The organism is Algibacter sp. L1A34 (assembly GCF_009796805.1).
GTDB lineage: Bacteria > Bacteroidota > Bacteroidia > Flavobacteriales > Flavobacteriaceae > Algibacter.
Window position 1 is genome coordinate 4271506 of the sequence record NZ_CP047029.1, and the last position, 22953, is coordinate 4294458.

General features: G+C 31.7%; 21 protein-coding genes. 17 read left to right on the top strand and 4 right to left on the bottom strand.

What is annotated here, in order from left to right; translation table 11 throughout:
• Nucleotides 1-175: 175 nt before the first annotated feature.
• On the top strand, nt 176-1078 hold the full coding sequence (locus tag GQR97_RS17980; protein WP_158850934.1) for a hypothetical protein: 903 nt from the start codon (nt 176-178) through the stop codon (nt 1076-1078).
• On the opposite strand, the gene GQR97_RS17985 is transcribed toward GQR97_RS17980, so the two are convergent.
• Together GQR97_RS17985 and GQR97_RS17990 are read right to left on the bottom strand one after the other, a co-directional pair.
• Nucleotides 1071-1634 carry a Smr/MutS family protein gene (locus tag GQR97_RS17985; protein ID WP_158850936.1) on the bottom strand — a complete coding sequence of 188 codons (564 nt, stop codon included), beginning with the start codon at nt 1632-1634 and terminating at the stop codon, nt 1071-1073. The genes GQR97_RS17980 and GQR97_RS17985 overlap by 8 nt on opposite strands.
• Before the next feature lie 2 nt (nt 1635-1636).
• Nucleotides 1637-1834, bottom strand: a complete 198-nt coding sequence (locus tag GQR97_RS17990; RefSeq protein WP_158850938.1) for a hypothetical protein — start codon at nt 1832-1834, stop codon at nt 1637-1639.
• 255 nt (nt 1835-2089) lie between these two features.
• Between GQR97_RS17990 and GQR97_RS17995 the strand changes: the two genes are divergently transcribed.
• The 3 genes from GQR97_RS17995 to GQR97_RS18005 all read left to right on the top strand — a co-directional run bounded on the left by GQR97_RS17995 (nt 2090) and on the right by GQR97_RS18005 (nt 4597).
• Complete coding sequence (locus tag GQR97_RS17995; RefSeq protein ID WP_158850940.1) at nt 2090-3868, top strand: T9SS type A sorting domain-containing protein; 1779 nt, start codon at nt 2090-2092, stop codon at nt 3866-3868.
• A 103-nt stretch (nt 3869-3971) separates the two neighbouring features.
• Nucleotides 3972-4256: a DUF2752 domain-containing protein gene (locus tag GQR97_RS18000; protein ID WP_158850942.1), complete on the top strand. Its 285-nt coding sequence runs from the start codon at nt 3972-3974 to the stop codon at nt 4254-4256.
• An 11-nt stretch (nt 4257-4267) separates the two neighbouring features.
• Nucleotides 4268-4597, top strand: coding sequence for a CCC motif membrane protein (locus GQR97_RS18005; protein WP_158850943.1), 330 nt, complete (start codon nt 4268-4270; stop codon nt 4595-4597).
• A gap of 76 nt (nt 4598-4673) precedes the next feature.
• Here the strand turns inward: GQR97_RS18005 and rocD are convergent, their stop codons facing one another.
• Nucleotides 4674-5954, bottom strand: coding sequence for an ornithine--oxo-acid transaminase (gene rocD, locus GQR97_RS18010; RefSeq protein WP_158850944.1), 1281 nt, complete (start codon nt 5952-5954; stop codon nt 4674-4676).
• Between the two features lie 215 nt (nt 5955-6169).
• Between rocD and GQR97_RS18015 the strand changes: the two genes are divergently transcribed.
• The 5 genes from GQR97_RS18015 (at nt 6170) to GQR97_RS18035 (ending at nt 11874) form a co-directional block, all read left to right on the top strand.
• A complete protein-coding gene (locus GQR97_RS18015) occupies nt 6170-7339 on the top strand; it encodes a mechanosensitive ion channel (protein WP_158850945.1) in 1170 nt (389 codons plus the stop codon).
• Nucleotides 7340-7561: 222 nt separating this feature from the next.
• The gene (rlmD, locus tag GQR97_RS18020; RefSeq protein WP_158850946.1) at nt 7562-8974 is read left to right on the top strand and encodes a 23S rRNA (uracil(1939)-C(5))-methyltransferase RlmD; all 1413 of its coding nucleotides are present in this window, start codon (nt 7562-7564) and stop codon (nt 8972-8974) included.
• Nucleotides 8975-9035: 61 nt separating this feature from the next.
• Nucleotides 9036-9587 carry a DUF6452 family protein gene (locus GQR97_RS18025; protein WP_158850947.1) on the top strand — a complete coding sequence of 184 codons (552 nt, stop codon included), beginning with the start codon at nt 9036-9038 and terminating at the stop codon, nt 9585-9587.
• Entirely contained in the window at nt 9553-10281 is a 729-nt protein-coding gene (locus GQR97_RS18030; protein ID WP_158850948.1) for a DUF6048 family protein, read from the top strand. The genes GQR97_RS18025 and GQR97_RS18030 overlap by 35 nt, the downstream gene beginning before the upstream one ends.
• A gap of 30 nt (nt 10282-10311) precedes the next feature.
• Nucleotides 10312-11874 (top strand): hypothetical protein, encoded by a 1563-nt coding sequence (locus GQR97_RS18035; protein ID WP_158850950.1) that lies wholly within the window; start codon nt 10312-10314, stop codon nt 11872-11874.
• Nucleotides 11875-12188: 314 nt separating this feature from the next.
• On the opposite strand, the gene GQR97_RS18040 is transcribed toward GQR97_RS18035, so the two are convergent.
• Nucleotides 12189-12773, bottom strand: coding sequence for an RNA polymerase sigma factor (locus tag GQR97_RS18040; RefSeq protein ID WP_158850952.1), 585 nt, complete (start codon nt 12771-12773; stop codon nt 12189-12191).
• Nucleotides 12774-13008: 235 nt separating this feature from the next.
• Between GQR97_RS18040 and uvrA the strand changes: the two genes are divergently transcribed.
• The 8 genes from uvrA (at nt 13009) to GQR97_RS18080 (ending at nt 22764) form a co-directional block, all read left to right on the top strand.
• A complete protein-coding gene (gene uvrA / locus GQR97_RS18045) occupies nt 13009-15792 on the top strand; it encodes an excinuclease ABC subunit UvrA (protein ID WP_158850954.1) in 2784 nt (927 codons plus the stop codon).
• Between the two features lie 280 nt (nt 15793-16072).
• Nucleotides 16073-16615 (top strand): hypothetical protein, encoded by a 543-nt coding sequence (locus GQR97_RS18050; protein WP_158850956.1) that lies wholly within the window; start codon nt 16073-16075, stop codon nt 16613-16615.
• A 163-nt stretch (nt 16616-16778) separates the two neighbouring features.
• The gene (locus GQR97_RS18055) at nt 16779-17297 is read left to right on the top strand and encodes a hypothetical protein (RefSeq protein WP_158850958.1); all 519 of its coding nucleotides are present in this window, start codon (nt 16779-16781) and stop codon (nt 17295-17297) included.
• A 68-nt stretch (nt 17298-17365) separates the two neighbouring features.
• On the top strand, nt 17366-17731 hold the full coding sequence (locus GQR97_RS18060; RefSeq protein WP_158850959.1) for a hypothetical protein: 366 nt from the start codon (nt 17366-17368) through the stop codon (nt 17729-17731).
• 189 nt (nt 17732-17920) lie between these two features.
• Nucleotides 17921-19102: a TlpA family protein disulfide reductase gene (locus GQR97_RS18065; RefSeq protein WP_158850961.1), complete on the top strand. Its 1182-nt coding sequence runs from the start codon at nt 17921-17923 to the stop codon at nt 19100-19102.
• Between the two features lie 177 nt (nt 19103-19279).
• On the top strand, nt 19280-20386 hold the full coding sequence (locus tag GQR97_RS18070) for a hypothetical protein (RefSeq protein WP_158850963.1): 1107 nt from the start codon (nt 19280-19282) through the stop codon (nt 20384-20386).
• A 161-nt stretch (nt 20387-20547) separates the two neighbouring features.
• Nucleotides 20548-21525: a hypothetical protein gene (locus GQR97_RS18075; protein ID WP_158850965.1), complete on the top strand. Its 978-nt coding sequence runs from the start codon at nt 20548-20550 to the stop codon at nt 21523-21525.
• A gap of 708 nt (nt 21526-22233) precedes the next feature.
• A complete protein-coding gene (locus GQR97_RS18080; RefSeq protein ID WP_158850967.1) occupies nt 22234-22764 on the top strand; it encodes a hypothetical protein in 531 nt (176 codons plus the stop codon).
• Nucleotides 22765-22953: the final 189 nt, after the last annotated feature.

Here is a 22953-nt window from a genome sequence, read left to right on the forward strand (position 1 = left end):
GTTCGTTATTAGTTTGAATGAATTTTATAACATTCGATAATTATGTTTGGATCTTCCTTTTTATTCAACATTTCAGTTTGTTAAAAAACATGCTAAAAACTAATTTTATCGGTAATTTTAAAGTTTATTTGTTATCATTAACAATTCCACTATTTTTGTGGCAAAATAGATCTCCATGCGTAAGTTAATTTATCTTTTTATAGGTGTTTGTTTAATTTCAATTCAAGGTTGTGATGATGGTGATATCATTACCGTAGAACTTGAGTTTGATGAAACTTTTAGCGCCTGCGAAGGTGTATCTGATCTTGTTTTATATAAAACTAAAGATGACCCTTCGGAATCTTTATCAGTTTTAATTTCAAATTATACTTTAGACGAAATTCTTGCGGTTGGAACAAATGATTCTTTAGAACTTGAAGAAAGTGCAACTTTTTATTATAGAACTTATAGTGATGAAAGTTTACCTTCTTCTCTATTTTGCAATGATATTCCAGACGAAGTAACCATTACATCTAGCGAAAGTGATGATTGTACTGCAGAAATTATAACAGTATTAACAAAAGATGATGACGATGGCATTCTTGCCGATCTTGAAGATTTAAATGGAAATGGTGATTTAACCGATGATGATACCGATGGAGATGGTTTAGCAAACTATATTGATTTTGACGATGATGGTGATAATATTTTAACCGAAGATGAAAATCCTGATCCTGATGGAGATGGTGATTTATCTGATGCGCAAGATACAGATGGCGACGGAATTCCTGATTATTTAGATGATGATGATGATGGCGATGGCGTAAAAACACGAGATGAAGAAAACGACTCGCAAGATCAACGCCCAAATAACGATATTACAAATAGTGAAATTGGTGCAGATTACCTTAATCCAGAAGTAGCGACTACAGTTCCTGCAACAGCTTATAGAGAACATACTATTGACGAGGTTTATGTAGTAAGCGTAAACTTAAAAGATATTAGCTTAAGCTTTTTATCTCAAGACGATTTTGATTTTGGAATTTTAAGCGATTCTAGTTTATCGAGTTCAACTTCGATAACCCCCGATTTTAATTAGGTTTTACATTTTGATAAATATAAACTTCGGTAGCGCCTAAACCATACTTTTTGTAGTTGGCATCGTAAAATTTCACGTTATTGTATCTGCCAAATAGATATTCTAATTCTATTTTAAGCACGCCTTCTCCAACACCATGGATAAAGACTACTTTTTGTATGCGCTTAGAAATAGCCCAATCTAGTTTATGCCTTGCCGTATCTAATTGGGTGGTTAGCATATCATGATTGCTCATGCCTCTAGGAGACTTTACCAATTGGTTTATATGCAAATCGACTTCCATTGTTGGCTCATATCGTTCTTTTGCTTTTACTTTAACCGATTTTCTTCTGCTTGGTTTTTCCTTTTCATCTAAAACAGAACTTATACTTTTATGAGAAAATATTCCTGATTTAAAATCACTTTTAGAAGTATCCTTCACCAATTCTCCTGCCTCAAAATCTAACAAAAAACCATCGGTTGTTTCAATAGAAATTGTGTTTCCCGATATACTTTTTATACTTCCAGATAAATTTTCATCTAAAACTAAAACAAAATCATTTATTTTAAATTTCATAATTATTGGTCCTCAATTGAATCGTTATTATCCAAATCTTCATCTTTTCTACTTGGTACCAATCTCGAAATTCTATAAACCCCCATCATTAAGAAAACGATCCCTACAATTAACAGATATTGATTCTGTTTGGCACCAACTTTAGCATACATTGCCACTATTGCACCTACCAAAATTAGCACATAATTTAAATACTTCATGCTGCAAATTTACATAAATCTTAGTCAAAAAAACTCAATTCGCGCCTTGAAACCTATCCAAAAAACTAATAAAATACTAGTTTACAACACTTTAAAGTGCTGTGTTTTTTAAAATGAATGTATATATATAAACTTTTAGTATATTTGCGTTATCCCATATTTAATCTAAATATCATGATAGAACCTATATCATTCACCCATAAAGAGTATATTAACTCGTTAAAACCTGTTTTTTTGAAGGAAAAAACACCTTGCATGAAATTTATTTTCAGCCTTTTTGTTACGTTTATTTCTTGCCAATTTGCAATAGCTCAACTTTCGGTAAGGAACAGTGCATATATTTTTGTAAAAGATGAAATTGTATTTGTTGAAGATGATATAAACTTAAAAGAGCCTGCAAGTACCATTTATTTGAGAACGGATGCGCAAGTAATACAAGGTACAGGTACAACTGGTAATTCTGGTGAAGGTGAATTAAGTGTTTATCAAGATGGAAATGTTGGTGCTTATGAGTATAACCAATGGTGCTCGCCTATAGGAAGCCGCGACGATACGTTAGTTAACAATCCATTTGGTATTGAGCTACTTAACGATATTGACGATTTAACAACTTCTATTGCAGCAGGTAAAACCCACCAATCTAACTATAACGGTACCGCTAGTCCTCTAAACATAGAACCTTACTGGATCTGGATGTTTAAAGCAGGGGCTGTATATGCTGACTGGGACCCTGTTGGAGACGCAACAACAATACCTGCAGGTTATGGCTTTACCATGAAAGGTACAGCAGGCACTAGCGCAAATAATCCCGGTGATAATCAAAATTACGATTTTAGAGGCAAACCAAATAACGGTAAAATTTCTATACCTGTTTTAAATAATCAATACACTTTAGTAGGCAATCCGTATCCATCTGCAATGGATGCTCATGCTTATATTTGGGATGCAAATAATAGAAACACAATTACTGGAACTTTATATTATTGGGAGCAAGACCCTGATGTAAATTCTCATTATTTAAATGCTTATGATGGTGGCTATGCAACTTATACCATTGAAGAATTCTCTCCCTTTAATGAAACTAGACTACCAACAGTTTATAAAACATATAATAGTGACGGCTCTGACAATAGTAATAGCGGAACACTCCCCGTAGGAAAGCAAGGGCAACGAAACATACCTATAGGATTAGGTTTTATGGTTTTAGGGACAGCTAACAGTTTTGTAAACGCAGAAAATGCTCATCGTGTATATGTAAAAGAATCTGATCCAAGTAGTACATTTTTTAAATCGGCAAATTATAAAAATTCTACAACTCAAGAAAGTCCGGTCTTTACAACGATGTCTCAAGGTTATAAACGCTTTAGGCTGAATATTGATTTTAATAATACTTACACGAGGCAAATAGTAGAAACATTTAACGCAAATGCTACGGAAGAATTTGATCGTGGTTTGGAATCTAGGTTACACGAAGATGATATGTTATCCTCTGATGCTTATTGGCCAATTGGAGAGCATGGGTATCTTGCAGAAGCTTTAGCTTATAATGTGGACATGAAAATACCATTAACTATTAAAGTTGCTAATGATATGCCTCTAAAAATTAGAATTGCAGACGTTCAAAATTTCGATTCAGATTTACCTATTTTCATTCATGATAAAACAACTAATTTATATGTGAATTTAAAAACTCAAGACTTTAGTACAAACCTAGATGCAGGTAATTACACAGATCGTTTTGAGGTTACATTTAAAGAAGATACAACTTTAGATACCGAAGCATATGATACAAGTAGTTTAGATGCCATTCAAAATAACACAACACATATTCTAAAGGTTTTAAACCCTACTAACTTAAATATTACATCTATTTTAGTTTATGATGTGACTGGAAAACAAGTTTTAACAGAAAGACCTAGCACAACAGCAAACGCTTATACCATTTCTACAAAACAACTTAGTACAGGTGTTTATATTGTAAAAGCATCTTTAGATAACAGCAAAACATTTACTAAAAAGGTTATTATTAACTAGACCTTTTAATTATTACTAGAGGAGTCAACTAACAAAAAAAACATTAAAGCATTTTTTTGTTAGTTGGCTTTTACTATTTTAGCATAACAAGAATATATAATACATGCAGTCTCTAGAAAAATATATGCTTCCTTGCCTTAATAAAAAGTTATTTGGCGTAGAATGTATGGGTTGTGGTATGCAACGTGCCATTTCACTAATTTTTCATGGTGAATTTGTGGCGGCTTTTAAAATGTACCCAGCTATTTATCCATTAACACTTCTTTTTATTTTCATCGGAAGTAATATTTTATTTAAATTTAAACATTCAAACATTGTTACTACAGCCTTAGCTATACTAACAGTAGTTACTATTGTAACAAGCTATCTAATTAAAATAATCAATTAAAAAACAAACACATGGAACAAGAAAAACTCAATGCAACGTTAGTTTACGTATTATCAATTATAGGTCTTTTATGCTGCTGCATTGCCGGTTCTGGATTTATATTAGCTGGTATTGCCTTTTTTATTGCAAACAGTAAAGTAAATGCCGCTAAAGCAAACCCTGAGCAGTACGACCCTGCAAGCGTAAAAGGTATGAATACTGCAAAAACAGTGGCATTGGTTATACTTGTTATAAATATTCTTTATTTAATTTATACCATTTATCAAATATCAACTATTGGTTGGGATCAAGTAATGATACAATTTCAAGAGACTATGGAGCAATATGAAAGTCAACAATAATTCATTACTAATTTATTAAGCATAAAAAAAGCGACCAATTGGTCGCTTTTTTTTATATCATTTTCAACTAAAACAATTACTTTTCAAATTGAGTTAGTGTTTTTGTTATAATCGAAACACAATCTAATAATTGTTCTTTCGTCATCACCAATGGTGGAGCAAAACGAATTATATTACCATGTGTTGGTTTTGCTAATAAACCATTATCTCGTAAAGCCATACATATATTCCAAGCGGTATCACTATCTTCTGTATCGTTTATTAAAATAGCATTTAGCAAGCCTTTTCCTCTAACGCCATTTACTATAGAACTTGTTTCTATAAATTTTGTTAATTCAGATCTAAATAATTCACCCAATTCAAAAGCGTTATTAGCTAATTCTTCATCTTTAATAACATCTAAAGCAGCAATACCAACAGCTGCTGCAATTGGATTTCCTCCAAAAGTACTACCGTGATTTCCTGGCTTTATAACATTCATAATTTCGTTATTAGCTAAAACAGCAGATACAGGATATGCACCTCCAGATAAAGCTTTCCCTAATATTAAAATATCGGCTTTTACTTCAGGAGTTCCAGAACAATGTTTATCTACACAACTACAATTTCCACAAGTGGCTAATAAACGTCCTGTTCTTGCTATACCTGTTTGTACTTCATCTGCAATAAATAAAACATTATGCTTTTCACAAAGTGCTTTTGCTGAAGCTAAGTAACCTTCGCTTGGCACGTAAACACCAGCTTCACCTTGAATTGGTTCTACAAGAAAACCTGCAACGTTTTTATTATTTGATAAAACATCTTCTAAAGCCGTAAGGTTATCGTATTCAATTTTAATAAATCCTTTTGTATATGGCCCAAAGTTTTTTCTGGCTACCGGATCGTTACTAAAAGAAATGATGGTTGTTGTTCTTCCATGAAAATTATTCTCGCAAACTACAATTTCAGCTTCATTTTCATCAATACCTTTTACTTCGTAAGCCCATTTTCTACATAGTTTTAAAGCCGTCTCAACCGCTTCTGCACCAGTATTCATTGGTAATAACTTATCGTAATTAAAAGTTTCTGTAGCGTATTTTTCAAACTTACCAAGCACATCATTATAAAATGCTCTAGAGGTTAAGGTCAATGTTTGCGCTTGTTTGGTCATGGCATCAACAATTTTTGGATGACAATGTCCTTGGTTTACTGCAGAGTAAGCCGACAAGAAATCGTAATATTTCTTACCCTCTACATCCCAAACATACACACCTTCTCCTCTACTTAATACTACTGGTAGTGGATGGTAATTATGTGCACCATACTTGTTTTCTAAATCTATCGCTTGTTGCGAAGTTAATTGGTCTAAAACAGCCATTTTAAAAAAAAATTTAAACGTTTATATCCAAAAAAATGGATATTATAAAATAACCATTCCTTCTCTACCTTTATCCTTTCGAGGTTTCGAAAATTCAGCGTGGGAGAGAAATCATCCCTAGGAATGCCAAATTTATGAAATATTCAGTTAAAATGTGTCTTTTTAATATTTAATGTGTCCTACTAGTAACTATTAGTTAATCAAAAACAAAATTTATGGACTATTTAACAAATGTATTAGAACAACTTTCACAATCTATTGGTGGCAATTTATCAAGTGCTTTAAGCGCTTTAATTATCATTATTATAGGTTGGTTTATTGCCGGATTATTAAAACGAGTTATTTTTAAATTACTCAATAAAACAGGCATCGACAACAAAATGAAAAATTCGAAAATTGGAATTTCAGGCTTTATAAGCAAACTGGTTTACTTTTTAGTAATGATTTTCGTTTTCACTTTAGCTTTAGAAAAACTAGGTATGAGTAGTGTACTCGATCCTTTAAAAAATATGTTGGACGAATTTACTGGGTTTATTCCAAATATTATTGGTGCTGGTTTAGTTTGCTATATTGGCTACATGCTTGCAACCATAGTATCAGAATTAGTTGAACTTTCAGGAGATTCTATTCAAAAGCTTACTCCAAAATTAAAACTACCAGAAAACATTGATATAGTAAATGTGATTAAAAAAATTGTTTTCATCTTTATTTTTATCCCTTTATTAATTTCAGCATTTAATATTCTGAATATGGATGCGATTTCAGAACCTGCAACAACTATGTTAAAGGATTTCTTTAGTGCTATTCCAAAAGTAATTTTAGCTGCAGTAATTATTATCTTATTTGTAGTTGGTGGTCGTTTTTTAAGCGAATTAATAAAAGACTTACTTAACAGTATGAACTTGAACAACTTCTTTAATAAAGCTGGTTTAGGCGCTGTTACAGGTAATACTAACTTAGTAAGTATTATTGGAAACTTAGTATATTACTTTATTATTTTATTCGGACTTACAACAGCTGTAGACAAATTAGAATTCGGCTATTTAACCGATATTTTATATACCATTACAAACTATTCTGGTAAAATAATTTTCGGACTTATTATTTTAGCGATTGGAAATTGGATAGCTTCTGTTGCTGCTAATAATTTCGCAAAAAATGACGATAACACTTTTGTAGCTTCTATTATAAGAATTGCAATTATAGCCATCTTCTTAGCTATCGGATTAAGAACTATGGGTCTTGCTGATGAAATTATCAACCTTGCTTTCGGTATCTCTTTAGGTACAGTTGCCCTTACTATCATCCTATCTTTCGGACTTGGTGGACGTGATGCTGCAGGAAAACAAATGGATAAAATCCTTAACAAATTCAATAAAAAATAGTTTATACCCCTCATATTATTTAAGCTGTTCAGTAATTTACTGAGCAGCTTTTTTTTTATGTATGATGTTTTCTTATTTCATTCTAAAAAATTAGAGATTATTAATGATTCTCCTCGCCTTCTTCACCTAAAAAAGAGACTATATTTTAATTGAAATTGAAATTCCGTTAAAGTAATTGAAAATAATATGAAATTTATTTCTGGCTATTAGTATTTTTGCAGCATGTCTAGAAGAAAAACAAGAAAACAAGTTTTTGAAAACGTCGAAGTAATTGATGCCGGAGCTAAAGGAAAAACCATAGCCAAAGCACCCGACGGAAAAGTTATTTTTTTACCTAATGCTGTACCTGGCGATGTGGTAGATGTGCAAACCTTTAAAAAGCGTAAAGCGTATTATGAAGGTAAGGCTACGGTATTTCATAAACTATCGGATAAAAGAACCACGCCTGCTTGCGAGCATTTTGGCACTTGTGGTGGTTGTAAGTGGCAAGATATGGCTTACGAGCATCAGTTGTTTTACAAACAAAAAGAAGTTACAAATAATTTAACCCGTATTGGGCATATAGAATTACCAGAAGTCACTCCTATTTTTGGTGCGGAAAACAAGTATTTCTATAGAAATAAAATGGAATTTTCATTTAGTGATAGCCGTTGGTTAACGCTAGAAGAAGTACAATCGGACGAAGATTTAGGTGATCGAAATGCTTTAGGATTTCATATTCCAGGTATGTGGGACAAAATTTTGGATGTTAAAAAATGCCACCTACAAGCCGATCCTTCTAACGCCATTAGAAATGCAGTAAAAGCATTTGCGCTTGAAAATGATTTAGAATTCTTTAATACAAGAAACCAAACCGGATTATTACGTACCATGATGATTAGAACATCTAGTACAGGTGATATTATGGTGATGATTCAGTTCTTTAAAGAAGATAAAGAGAAACGTGAGTTAATTCTAGATTATTTAGGTGAAGCGTTCCCGGAAATCACCTCTTTACAATATGTTATTAACGGAAAAGCGAATGATACTATTTACGATCAAGAAGTGATTTGCTACAAAGGCAACGATCATATTTTTGAAGAAATGGAAGGCTTAAAATTTAAAATTAATGCCAAATCGTTCTATCAAACAAATTCCGAGCAAGCTTACGAGCTTTATAAAATCACTAGAGATTTTGCAGGATTAACAGGAAACGAACTTGTATACGATTTATATACAGGAACCGGAACCATTGCTCAATTTGTTGCTAAACAAGCAAAAAGAGTAGTTGGCGTAGAAGCCGTTCCAGATGCTATTACTGCTGCAAAAGAAAATGCACAATTTAATAACATAAACAACGTTGAGTTCTTTGTAGGCGACATGAAAAATGTTTTTAATGCCGATTTTATTGAAGCCCACGGTACACCAGATATTATAATTACCGATCCACCTCGTGATGGTATGCATAAAGATGTGGTACAACAAATATTAAATATTGCTCCAAAAAGAGTAGTTTACGTAAGCTGTAATAGTGCCACGCAAGCTAGAGATTTAGCCTTAATGGACGAGCAATATAAAGTAGTAAAAACACAAGCTGTAGATATGTTTCCACAAACATTTCATGTGGAAAACGTAGTGCTTTTAGAAAAACGATAATTCATTAATTTTGGATTTAAGCGTTCGTTTTTCTTTTAATAGGAATACATTGTAATAAAGTATGAAATATTTTAAAATTCTTTTTATCCCCATAATTTTATTAATCGTGGGGATAACTATAAGTTGTGAGCGTGATGATATTTGTCCGGAAATCACACCTACAACCCCCAGTTTAATTATTGATCTTTTCGATTTTGATAATGAAGATAGTAGTAAAAATGTTTTTAAATTAGTTGTTATAGGTGTTGACAGTGATACAGCATTGCCAGGTTACGAGATTGTTACGAGTAGCGAATTGGTGCTACCTTTAAAAACAACCGACAATACCACGCAATACGCTCTTATAAACAACTATGTTATAGATGATAATGATACACCAGATGATGATACAGACGATTTTCTTTCAGATGAATCAAACATTGATATTATCACTATAAATTACAGCCGTACTGAAGTTTTTGTATCACGAGCTTGTGGTTATAAAACTATTTATGAAAACGTAACGGTACAACTAGAAAGTGATGAAGATAATTGGATAGAATCCATACAACCCATAAACTCAAACCAATCTGTAGAAGATGAAACAGAAGCACATTTTAACTTATTTCATTAATAGCGTATTGCTATTGTTATTTTGTGTGGCTGTAAATGCGCAAAACGATAGTATCCCTAAAACCGTTACCGACTCTATTAAAATCAAACAAAAATACGGTATTCGTATAGGTGGAGACATTAGTAAACTTGCACGTTCTTTTGCTGAAGACAACTATAGCGGTTTTGAAATAGAAGCCGACTATAGACTTAAAAAAAATATTTACGCTGCAGCTGAAATTGGATTTGATAACAAAAATACAATAACCGATTATTTAGACATCACTTCTAAAGGAAGCTACCTAAAAGCAGGTTTCGATTACAACATGTACGATAATTGGCTCGATATGGAAAACATGGTTTACACCGGTTTCCGTTTAGGTTTCAGTACATTTAGCCAAGAACTTAATAGCTTTACTGTTTATAACACCAATCAATATTGGTTGCCACAATACACTTCTAGCGATTTAAAAGAATTCAATGATTTAAGTGCCGTTTGGGCAGAAATTATACTGGGAATGAAGATCCAAATATTTAACAACCTATTCGCTACCGTAAATGTGCAACTTAAACTATTAGTAACGGAAACTGAACCAGATAATTTCCAAAATGTTTACATTCCTGGTTTTAATAAAACATACGATAGTAATAGCATTGGTGTCGGTTTTGGCTATACATTATCATACCGAATTCCGCTTTACAAAAAAGATCACTAGTAAATTTTTAACGAGATTAAACCAACTAGAATGAAACGTTCCTTATACTTTATATTCACCATCGGTTTTTTAATGCTTTGGAGTTCTTGTCGAAAAGATTTTGAATTTTCTCCAAGCACAGGAAACCTAACATTTTCTAGGGATACCGTTTATTTAGATACCGTTTTTTCTAAAATTGGTTCTAGCACCTATAATTTAAAAGTCTATAATAAAGGTAATAACGATATCAATATTCCATCGGTAAAATTAACTTTAGGTGAAACCTCTAATTACCGATTAAGTGTAGATGGTATTACAGGAAAAACCTTCGAAAATGTTGAGCTTTTAGCAAAAGACAGTCTTTACATTTTTATTGAAACCACTGTAAATATTGAAACTGAAGCAGCAATTTCAAACCAATTTTTATATACCGATGCTATTGAATTCGATAGTGGTACCAATCAACAAAAAGTAGAATTAGTCACCCTTATTCAAGACGCTATTTTTATATATCCAGAGCGCGATAACACTACTAAAATTGTTGAAACATTAAGTCTTAACGTTGATGGCGAAACAATAGAAACCGAATTACAAGGTCGAGAATTATTGCCAAACGAACTCAACTTTACAAACGAGAAACCTTATGTAATTTATGGCTTTGCAGCCGTACCAAATAACGAAACACTAACCATAGATGCTGGGGCACGTGTATACTTTCATTCAGAATCTGGAATATTAGTAACAGATGGCGCTTCTATAAAAATAAACGGCGAATTAAGCACAAACCAAGAAGCCTTAGAAAACGAAGTAATTTTGGAAGGCGATCGACTAGAACCAGACTTTTCTGAAACTCCAGGACAATGGGCTGCTATTTGGTTATCCGATGGTAGTGTAGATAACACTATAAACTATACCACAATTAAAAACGCTAATGTTGGTATTTTATGCGATGGCAATCCAAATGCCACAAACAACAAACTAAACATAACAAACACCCAAATTTATAATTCTGCTAGCTTTGGCATTATGGGTAGAAACACCTCTATTACTGGCGAAAATGTGGTAATCAATAATGCTGGACAATCTTCTTTTGCAGGAACTATTGGCGGCAGATATAATTTCACACACTCTACTATTGTAAATTATTGGGACAATGGTTTTAGACAATTGCCTTCTGTATTGCTGAATAATTTTATTTTAGATGAAGAAAATAATGCTACTCTAGCCAATTTAGGCGAAGCCAATTTTAACAACTGTATTATTTATGGAAATGATAATCCTGAGTTTTTATTAGAACAAATAGAAGACGAGTCGGTATCATTCAACTTTAAATTCACCAACTGTTTAATACGTTTTCAAGACGATAGTAATTTTTTCACGGAAGCTGTTTACGATTTAACAGATACCAATCATTTTGAAAACAACATCTTTAATAAAGATCCTAATTTCAAAGACACTACCTTAAATCAATTTGTAATAGGTGATGATTCTGAGGCCATAAACCAGGCAAATTCAACTTTTGCAATACAAGTACCTACAGATATTCTAGGAGTAAATAGAACCACATCTCCAGACATCGGAGCTTATCAGCATATTACATTTCCAGAAGAATAATAAACATATAAATTAAACGGTAAGTTTAACTTATAACTACAAAAATACAATCCAAAAAAAAAACGTCTGAAATAAATTTTTCAGACGTTTTTTTATATTTTAATTTAAGAGTGTTTCAAACTCCAAGTGCTTATATTTTACAATCTTCAGCGCTTTAGAATAGCTGAGAATAAAATTAACCGTCTCCTTACTAGGCTCACGTTTTTTTGGGTTTCCAACAGATTCTTTAGAGTAAATTTTTTCCATTTCTATTAAATTAAGGGTTAATTTAAATAGTAAACGCAGCAAAATTTACTTTATTGTATTTCCCAAAGTTAATCGGTTAATACAATGTTATGCTTATCAATTATTTTACGCAAATTTATTAAAGCGTATCGCATTCTACCTAATGCAGTATTAATGCTCACCCCTGTTCTTTCAGATATTTCCTTAAAACTCATATCGTTATAAATACGCATTAAGAGTACCTCACGCTGGTCTTCGGGAAGTTCATCTACTAAGCGCCGCACATCATTTTCCACCTGTTCTTTAATAATTGCTTTTTCAGCATTTAAAGTGCTATCACTAAGCACAGAAAAAATACTAAACTCACCACTATTATCAAACTTAGGCATACGGCTGTTTTTCCTAAAAAAGTCGATTACTAAATTATGCGCAATACGCATTACCCACGGTAAAAACTTACCTTCTTCATTATAGGCACCACGTTTTAAAGTTTTAATAACCTTAATAAAAGTATCTTGAAAAATATCATCGGCGACATCTCCATCATATACTTTCGAATAAATAAAACTGTAAATTCTTTGTTTGTGCCTTTTTATAAGAACTCCTAAAGCGCTCTCATCGCCTTTAATGTAGTTACTAACTAGGGTAGCATCTGTAGTAGGGTCGTGTTTCATAATCATTACTTTATTATAAAGAAAAACGGGGTTTTCTATAAAATTAAAATTTCTAAAGTAATGTTATGCGATAGGCAAGTGTTGATTTATAATTAATTAGCTGGTTCAAATATAACAAGAATCGTTCCTAAAATACAAAAATTTATTCATTTATTTAACATTTCTTTAAATTACATTCTATTTTTTAAGCTCATACACATGTCTTATCTTTGTAAACTATTCCTTTTAAGAGCCTATGAATACTAATCTTTCCGAAGTTGACCCAAAACAAAACATCATTATAAAAGGTGCAAAACTGCACAACTTAAAAAATATTGATGTTGTTATCCCAAGAAACAAATTGGTTGTAATAACGGGGCTTTCGGGTTCTGGTAAATCAAGTTTAGCTTTCGATACGCTTTACGCGGAAGGGCAACGTCGCTATGTAGAAAGTTTATCGAGTTATGCGCGTCAGTTTTTAGGCAGACTAAACAAACCAAAAGTAGATTACATAAAAGGAATCGCTCCAGCCATAGCCATCGAGCAAAAAGTAAATTCTACAAATCCACGATCTACGGTTGGGACAACCACAGAGATTTACGATTATTTAAAGCTATTATTTGCAAGAATAGGAAGAACAATATCTCCCGTTTCTGGAGATGAAGTAAAAAAAGATACTGTAACCGATGTTTTAAACTACCTAAAAACATTCCCGGAACGCGAAAAACTCCTCCTCCTCGCTCCTATTCATTTAGAAGAAGGACGAACTATGGAAGACAAATTAAAAGCACTAAACCAACAAGGTTACTCCAGAATAAAAATAAACGACAACGTTTTTAGAATAGACGAAGCCACCAAAATTGGTAAAAAAGACACTATTTTACTCGTTGTAGATAGAATTATCACCAAACACGACGAGGATTTTTATAATCGTCTAGCCGATGCTATCCAAACTGCTTTTTTCGAAGGCAAAGGCGAATGTTGTGTTGAAACCCTTTCCGATAATAAACAACGTACATTTAGTAATAAATTTGAACTCGACGGATTAAATTTTCTAGAACCAAACGTACACCTATTCAGTTTTAACAATCCTTACGGCGCTTGCCCAACCTGTGAAGGTTACGGCGATATTGTTGGTATAGATGAAGATTTAGTGATCCCAAACACGGCACTATCCATTTACGAAAACGCCATTTTCGCATGGAGAGGCGAAAGCATGAGCTGGTATAAAGACCAATTGGTAAACAACTCGCATAAATTCGATTTCCCAATCCACAAACCCTACTTTGAGCTTTCCGAAGCACAAAAACAACTCGTTTGGGATGGCAACGAACATTTTGAAGGTTTAAATGCCTTTTTTGCAGAGTTGGAATCCAAAGCTTATAAAATTCAAAACCGCGTGATGTTATCACGTTACCGCGGAAAAACAAAATGTAAAACCTGTAACGGTAAACGTTTACGAGTAGAAGCCAATTATGTAAAAGTAGGTGGCGCAAGTATTTCAGATTTAGTAGAAAAACCACTAGATAAACTTGCCATCTTTTTCAATACATTAAAATTAAATGAACACGATACCACAATTGCCAACCGTTTATTAAAAGAAATTAATAACCGTTTAGAATTCCTAGCCAATGTAGGTCTCGATTACCTCACTATAAATCGAAAATCCAACACACTTTCTGGAGGTGAAAGCCAACGTATAAATCTAGCAACCTCTTTAGGAAGTAGTTTGGTTGGTTCCATGTATATTTTAGACGAACCAAGTATTGGGTTGCACCCAAAAGATACAGAACGTTTAATTATGGTTTTAAAATCCTTACGCGACTTAGGAAACACTGTAATTGTTGTGGAACACGACGAGGATATCATGAAAGCTGCCGATAGCATTATAGATATTGGTCCCGAAGCCGGAACCTTTGGTGGGCATGTAGTAGCACACGGCGATTACAAAGCCATTTTAGCATCTAATTCATTAACAGCACAATACTTAAACGAAAATTTAAAAATTGAAGTTCCTAAAAAACGACGTCAATCTAAATACTACGTCGATATAAAAGGCGCTCGCGAAAACAACCTTAAAAACATCGATGTGCGTTTCCCTTTGGGCATGCTAACCGTAATTACAGGCGTTTCTGGTAGCGGAAAAAGTACACTTGTTAAAAAAATATTATACCCAGCACTCCAGAAAAAACTAACCGATTTTGGCGACAAACCCGGTCAGTTTTCAAGTTTAGACGGTAATTACACGAATATAAAGCAAATAGAATTTGTAGATCAAAACCCCATTGGGCGCTCCTCACGTTCCAATCCGGTAACTTATATTAAAGCTTACGATGATATTCGTGCGCTGTTCTCTAAACAGAAATTAAGCATTATTAGGAACTACCAAGCCAAACACTTTTCTTTTAATGTAGATGGCGGACGTTGCGAAACCTGCAAAGGAGAAGGCGAAGTTACCATCGAAATGCAATTTATGGCAGATGTACATCTGGAATGCGAAACCTGTAAAGGTAAACGCTTTAAAAAAGAAGTACTCGAAGTTACTTTTGCCGACAAAAACATCGATGATATTTTAAATCTCACCATAGACGATGCAGTGGCATTTTTCGAGACGAATAATCAGACTAAAATAAAGAACAAACTCCAACCGCTACAAGATGTTGGTTTGGGTTACGTAACACTCGGGCAAAGCTCCTCTACCCTTTCTGGTGGTGAAGCGCAACGTATAAAACTCGCATCATTTTTAGGTAAAGGTAACAAAAAGGAAAAAGCCTTATTTATTTTCGACGAACCCACAACTGGTCTGCATTTTCACGATATCCAAAAGTTACTAAAATCCTTTAATGCTTTAATAGAAAACGGACATTCCATTATTGTGGTCGAGCATAATATTGAACTTATTAAATGTGCCGATTTCATTATAGATTTAGGTCCAAAAGGTGGCGAAACCGGCGGACACTTAGTGGCGGTAGGAACTCCAGAAGAAATTATAAAAGTTAAAGCTTCGGAAATCGGGAAGTATTTAGTCGATAAAATCTAGCATTATCATTTGGGCGTTACCCAAAAAGGGTCGGGCTTTCACTACTCAATCTTTTTGTTTTTTCACAAAAACAAAAAGGATTTCAAACATGCCGTTTAATCCCTAACGCAAGTATTCTCTGTTGTTGTTTTATTTCGTTTAATAAAAAAAATCTTATTAAGAGTAAAAGAATAGTAATGAATATTTTGAGAGATTATTCCGTATATTGGTGGCTATAATAGATATATAGTTAGTACTAACTATATATATTTGTTGTGTACAATACCCCAAAAAACTCAAAATGAAGTTGTTTTTATTCACATTAATGTTAGTTTTTGCTTCAAAAGTAGGTTTCAGCCAAAACAAAGTAACAACTGACACATTAATTGAATGGAATAAATCAAGAAAATTGAAATGGACTGACTTTAAAGGAAATCCACCTGAAGATAAGTTCATTACAATCGCAGAAACTCAGTGCTATATAAGATATATAGAAAGTTTTTATGATAATAATAATATCCCAAAATTCACACTGAAATGTTACTTTGGTAAAAACCAATCTTGGACTATTGTTTCTGATTTAGAAACATTAAAACATGAACAATTACATTTCGACCTTTGGGAACTTGTTACTAGACAAATTAGAAAAGCATTTTCGGATTTAAACAACAAATCCGAGAAAAATATTTCCGTCTATTATGAAAAATATACCGAATTGATGCATTATGGTATAGAGTTGCAAAATCAGTATGACAACGAAAGCTATTTTAGTGAAAAAGGACAAAATTATTGGAATAGTAAGATTTTGAGCGAACTTAAAGAGTTGAATAATTATGAACTTTAAAAATAAAAGTACTGTACACAACACAGTATATAAAAAATTGCTATTTTTAGCTTAACCAATGTGAGTTGCTTTGTTTGCTTGCATCTGATTTTCCTTCGGAAAATCCTCGCACTCAAACACGCAACTTTCCATATACATAAACGTTACCACACATACTACTGTTATGGATATAATAGATTATAAAGATATTGATGATTTGATACTTAATTTACCTGAAAATGAAATTGAGTCGCTTTCAAATGCTTCGGATTCAAGAAGAAAATCTATATATTACTGTAGAGCTTTAGGATTAATAAAACGACATTATAAATACCCTGCACAATTCGTTTTAGATGAGAAAGGATTTTTAGTAATAGAAGATGGTGGAATAAAAAAATATTTAGATAAAATTAGGAAAGACAAAGACTTAGATACAGCTATCAAGGAATTAACTCATAACAATCTTCGTAAAGAGGTTGCTGTTTCAGTTTTTCTTGTAATTCTAGGTACGGTTTTAGGATACGCTCCTGTCTTTTTGAGTGAAGATAAAACGATAGAGGTAATAGAATCGCTGTCCACATCATTGCAAAAATCAACCAACTTAAATACCAGTTACCAAAACGAAGTTCAACAAATGTATTTAGAAATAGATTCTTTAAAAACTGAATTAGACTCATTGAATAATAATAATAATAATAATTAATAATCTGACTTTACTCGTGTGCAACTGTTACGTGCGACTGACAAAACTAACTGTGAAAAATAAATATTATGGGATTTAAAAACGGAATAGGTAAAAGTATAAAATCTATAAACCCTTCGGTATTTAATGTTAAATTACCTAATAAACCTTTACCTGAATTAAATGATGACCTCATAAATATAAAACCAAAAACAATTACCAATAATTTTAACAATTCAAAAATAGGAGTTATTATTCAAGATTCTGATTTAGATAAAAGCCCTATAACAAACAACGTAAAAGCTGAGCCTAACAATAACCCTGAGCAAAAATCATCAGTAAAAAAAATACTAGATTCTTTAACTAACAATAAGCTATTTATTTTAATTATAACACTTGTCGTTGAAGAAATCACTATCGGTAAAATTTGGAAATTCATTTTAAATATGTTTTAGGTATAAATAAAAAACGTGTGGTAACACCATATATAAATAATAAGAGCCTTTGTTACCTAAATTAATAATTAGACTATCTGTTTAATTTGTTCTTTATACGAATAGCTTTATATATTTTAGCTCTTACTATTCATATATTTTAACGTTGTGTGTAATACCAGCAAAAACCGATTACCAAAAACTACCAAAATGAAAAAACTTCTTTTAATAACATTAAGTCTATTTCTTTTCCTTAGTTGTAAGAAAACCGATAAAGAAATTTTAAATGAAACAATTTCTCAACTTACTTCTATAACGAATATAGAATATGATGTAATTATTGAAAATGTTAACAAATCACATAATCAAAACATAAAAGAAAGTGCCACTTGTTATTTTGATTTTTCTAGTAAAGACACACTTATAGGTTCTAAATATCATTTCAATGTAAATAATTATGGAGAACAAGTATTTAATGGAAAACAAGAATTCAGTAGTCAAAATAAAGAGGAACTTGTTTTATACAATGAGTATCCAAATAAAAGGCAAGTAAGTAGTTCTATGTTTATGTTTAATTCTTTTTTTACACTTCGTAAAATTCTCCCTGAAATTATTCAAGATTCAACAATTAAGATAGGACAAGCTCAAGACACGATACTTCTTGATAAAGAGTGCTATAAGTTTGACATATTAATGAAAGGAAAATTCATCGGTATTGGTGGAGAGATTTTAAAAGGAAAAAAACAAAAATTAACTGACTCAATAAATTATGTCTTATTTATATCTAAAAAGGATTATTTACCTATTCGCTTTGGAAATATACAACCTAAAAATCAAGGTCATAATTATTCAACATTTTCAAATTATAAAATACCAAATACTAAAAATGATTCTATTTGGAATTATTCTAGATTTCCAAAAGAGTATTTAAGGTCTACATACAATGATTATTATGACGGACTAAGGAAAAAAAATAAAAACTGGATTGGCACGGAAGCACCTGATTGGGAATTATCCGATTTAGAAGAAAAACCCATCAAGTTTTCAAACTTAGATAAAAATATGGTTTTACTTGAATTTTGGTTTCCTTATTGTGGAGGTTGCGTTCAAGCAACTCCCATTTTAAATGAAATTCAAAAGAATTATAAAGACAAGGGATTATCAATTTATGGTATTGAGTTTACTAATACACCTGCCAAAGCTTTACTAGAATATTCGGAGAAACAAAATGTAGAGATTTCTACATTGTATAATGGAAAAAATGTATCCAAAGATTATGGAGTTTATGCTGCACCTACATTCTTTTTAATTGATAAAAAAGGAGAAATAATTTATACAAGCGTTGGATTGAATAAAGAAAAATTAATTGAAGAAATTGAAAAAAACATATAATTTAAAAGATAAAAGTACTACACACAACACAGTATATAAAAAATTGCTAGTTTTATCCTAAACCAATGTTAGTTGCTTTGTTTGCTGGCTTCTGATTTTCCTTCGGAAAATCCTCGCACACAAACACGCAACTTTCCATATACGTAATCGTTATGCACAAGCAAAAACCAACCGTAAATGAATAATATAATAATCGGAAACGGAATAGATATTCAGTTTGGCGGATTTGAATACACAAACAAAAGCATAATTGAAAGAGCGTTATTATATTTAAAAACTGGCGATTATTCATCAGAAGTTTATACTAAAGAAATTGAAACTTGGATTTATATTCTATATTCAGTTGTTCCTGACTTTCTAAATGGAGATTACGACCAATTAGCCGTAATGAAAGACGAAAAAGAAGAATTAGATAGTTTCAAACGGAACTATTCAAAAAATACATCTATTTCGGAAATTGGCTTTGAATACTATTTTTTATTAAATGAATTGCATTGTCGGAAAAATAAAATCACAAATCCTGAACGATACTATTTTCAAGAGTTTTTAAGAAGGCTATTTTTAGACTCTATATTTAATAAAGGAAAAATTAACAAATTGTATTTAAAATTTCCTACCGAAGTTACTAATTACATCAAGTCTTACGATAACATTTTTACAACGAACTATGACAAAAATGTGGAATTAGCAACAGGAAAAAAAGTGCTATATCTTCACGGAGCATTTCACGTACTTGACCCTGTTTATGATTCAAACAGTTTTAGAAATCGGTTATCTGATAAACCTGCTGAAAAAACACCCATAATTAAAGGTTTTGAACATACATTTTCAAATGCAATAACTGGAAGTTCTGGAGCATTTAAACTTTTTTCAGCAAATCAACCTGAATTGGCTAATTCTGCAATAGAAAAATTTGCCAAAGGAATGAAAGAAAATCCAGAATTAAGTATTCAAATGGAGGAATGGAAAAATTCAGATAATGATTTAGTAAAAAAACTTTATGAAGCTGTTACTTTAAAAAAGAAAGAACCCGATTTAGAATTTTCAATTGATTATTCAGTTAATAAATTAAAATCAATTAAAGGAAAAATAACATTTATAGGTTTATCACCAAATAATGATTCTCACATAATGAAAATTATAAAAGAAAATATAAATGTGGACACTATTGAGTTTTACTATTTTGATAAAAAGGAATCTATTGACATAAATCTGTTTTTTAATAACAAGAAAGTAATAACTGAAAATATAATTGAATTATGGAAAAGAAAAGCCAGTGCATAACACCGTATATAATTTATTGCTGGCTTCTCGCCTACTTACGAAAGTCCTCTCGGACTTTCTTGGTCGGTAATTATTTACTAAATTAGTTGCTTGAAACACGCAACAAACCATATACAAACACGTTGCCAACAAGCTAAAAACAGAACGCTAAAGAAAAACAAATGCTACTATATAAACCGAAAGAGGACATTTTTGGAAATACTTTAGAAATTCATTATTGGTTTGGAGACAATTCTCATTCAATGGATGCTTCTGTAGCTAATCGTTGCGATTACGAAATTTTAGGAATAATAAAGGAAATTTCAACTTTATTATTAGTAAACATAGAAATTGAAACTGAACCTTTAGGAGAAGGTGGTTTAAGGAAATGGCTTAAAGTAATCACAAAAGGAGAGAACAAAAATGCGACAATTACAACTGCGGTTGTTGTTGCTTTAGTTACTACTCTATTGACAACACCACTTGCCAAAATTTCTGAAAATATAATTGATAAAATATTTGAAGATACCGAACTTAAGGATTTAGAAAAGGAGAAAATAAAACTAGAAATTCTAAAATTAAAACAAGAGACTTCAAATAAATTAATTAATAACTCTCTTATCAAAAAAAAGAAATCAAATTTTTATGAAACTTTAGAGAAATATCCAAAAGTCAAAAAAGTTTCTTACCAAATTTCTAATGAGGAAAAAACAATAAAAACAAAAGACAAAATAATTGAGAAAACCGATTTTAAGAAATTCATTTTAACATCAAATGATTTAGAACCTATAAAAAACGAAAATGCAATTATTGAAATAATATCACCTGTTTTAAAAAAGGGAAAATTTAAATGGACAGGATATTACAATGGAGAATCAATCTCTTTCAATATGCAATCAAATGAATTTAAAACTCTAGTTCAAAACGGAGAAATTGAATTTAAAAATGGTTCTTCTATAAACTGTTTTTTAATAATAAGGAAAAAAGTAAATAATGAGGGAATTGAAACAATTGCTGGTTATGACGTTGTGAGAATTAACCATTATTTTGAAAATGACAAACCAATAGAAACAAAAGAAGGAAAAAAATACAGACAAAAGAAAGAAGCAGATGAAAGACAATTTGATTTATTTGCTTCGAATAATGATAATATGAAATAAAAGCCAGTTGGCAACACCGTATAAAAATAATTGCGGTTTAGTGCTTAATCAAAGGTCGTTGCGTGTTTGTAACGTCTGATTTTCCTTCGGAAAATCCTCGCATACAAACCCGCAACTATTCTTATACATAAACGTTAGCGCACATTGCTCACTCAGCTCAAAAAAAACAATAAACCTTCTCAAAGTATTTTAAAAACAATTACTAAAACTTACTCAATTGATTTTTGTCAAATCAAAACGCAACTGTTACCTAAGTCTGATTTTACTCTCGCAAACTAAAATTAAATAAAAAATTAAACCGACTTCTGACAAAGCAATACGTAAAGTTTACGCGCAACTGACTTAACTCTTGTGTTTAAAAAATTCTGACTCTTGCCAAACAATACGAAACTGTTGCTTCGGACTTTTCTTTGTTGCGTGAAAAAATCATATTTAAATACTCTTGTGAGAAAAACATAACAACGTGCGCTAACATTGTATAAAAATAATGCGTAATTTAGTGCCTAATCAAGACTAAATGCGTGTTTGCATGCATCTGATTTTCCTTCGGAAAATCCTCGCACACAAACTACGCACTATTCTTATACGTAAACGTTGGCAGTAATTTAAAAAAAATCTGTTAACTAATTGAAATTAAGACTTTACTCATTACATATTTTCTATAAAAGCGAATTGAATTAAATTGGACTAAATTATAAAAAACCGAATTTGAAAAAATATATACTTCTGATTTTATTACTCAACTTTGGAATTGGAATCGCTCAAACTGAATTTCCATTTTACGAACAAATTGCGTTTGACTTTTATCATTCAAAAATAATCGACTCTTTTCCGACCAAAAAGAAAGTAAAAGTTTATCCTTATGTTATGGATTTCCATCCTTCTGGAAACGCATTCTCATATCCGAATTGTTTAGGAGTAACTTGGAAAGGTAGCGGACAATTTAAAAAATTAGAATCTTATGTGGAAACTCAAAACAATATAGACTCTGAAAGGTTTGAACTTAACTTTACAAAATTAAATAAAAAGAAATTTAAAATTAAAAAAAGAGGGATAGGAAATTACCCAAGATTACATATTACAGCACCACATAAAGAGAAAAACGGAACTGACCGAATTTTTGTGAACATTCACGAAACTCATAAAGATATTTATGTAACTTATTATTTTGAATTTAATGACAAAGGACAAATTATTAATTGGTGTAAAGGAATAGATGAAATAATAAGAACATATTAAAAAACTACTGCCAACACCGTATATAATTTATTGCTAGTTCTAGCCTACTTGCGAAAGTCCTCGCGGACTTTCTTGGTCGGTAAATATTTACTAAATTAGTTGCTTGAAACACGCAACAAACCATATACAAAAACGTTGGCAGTAATACCTCCCTTTGTGGAAAAAACAAATAATTACTTTAAGCTAACG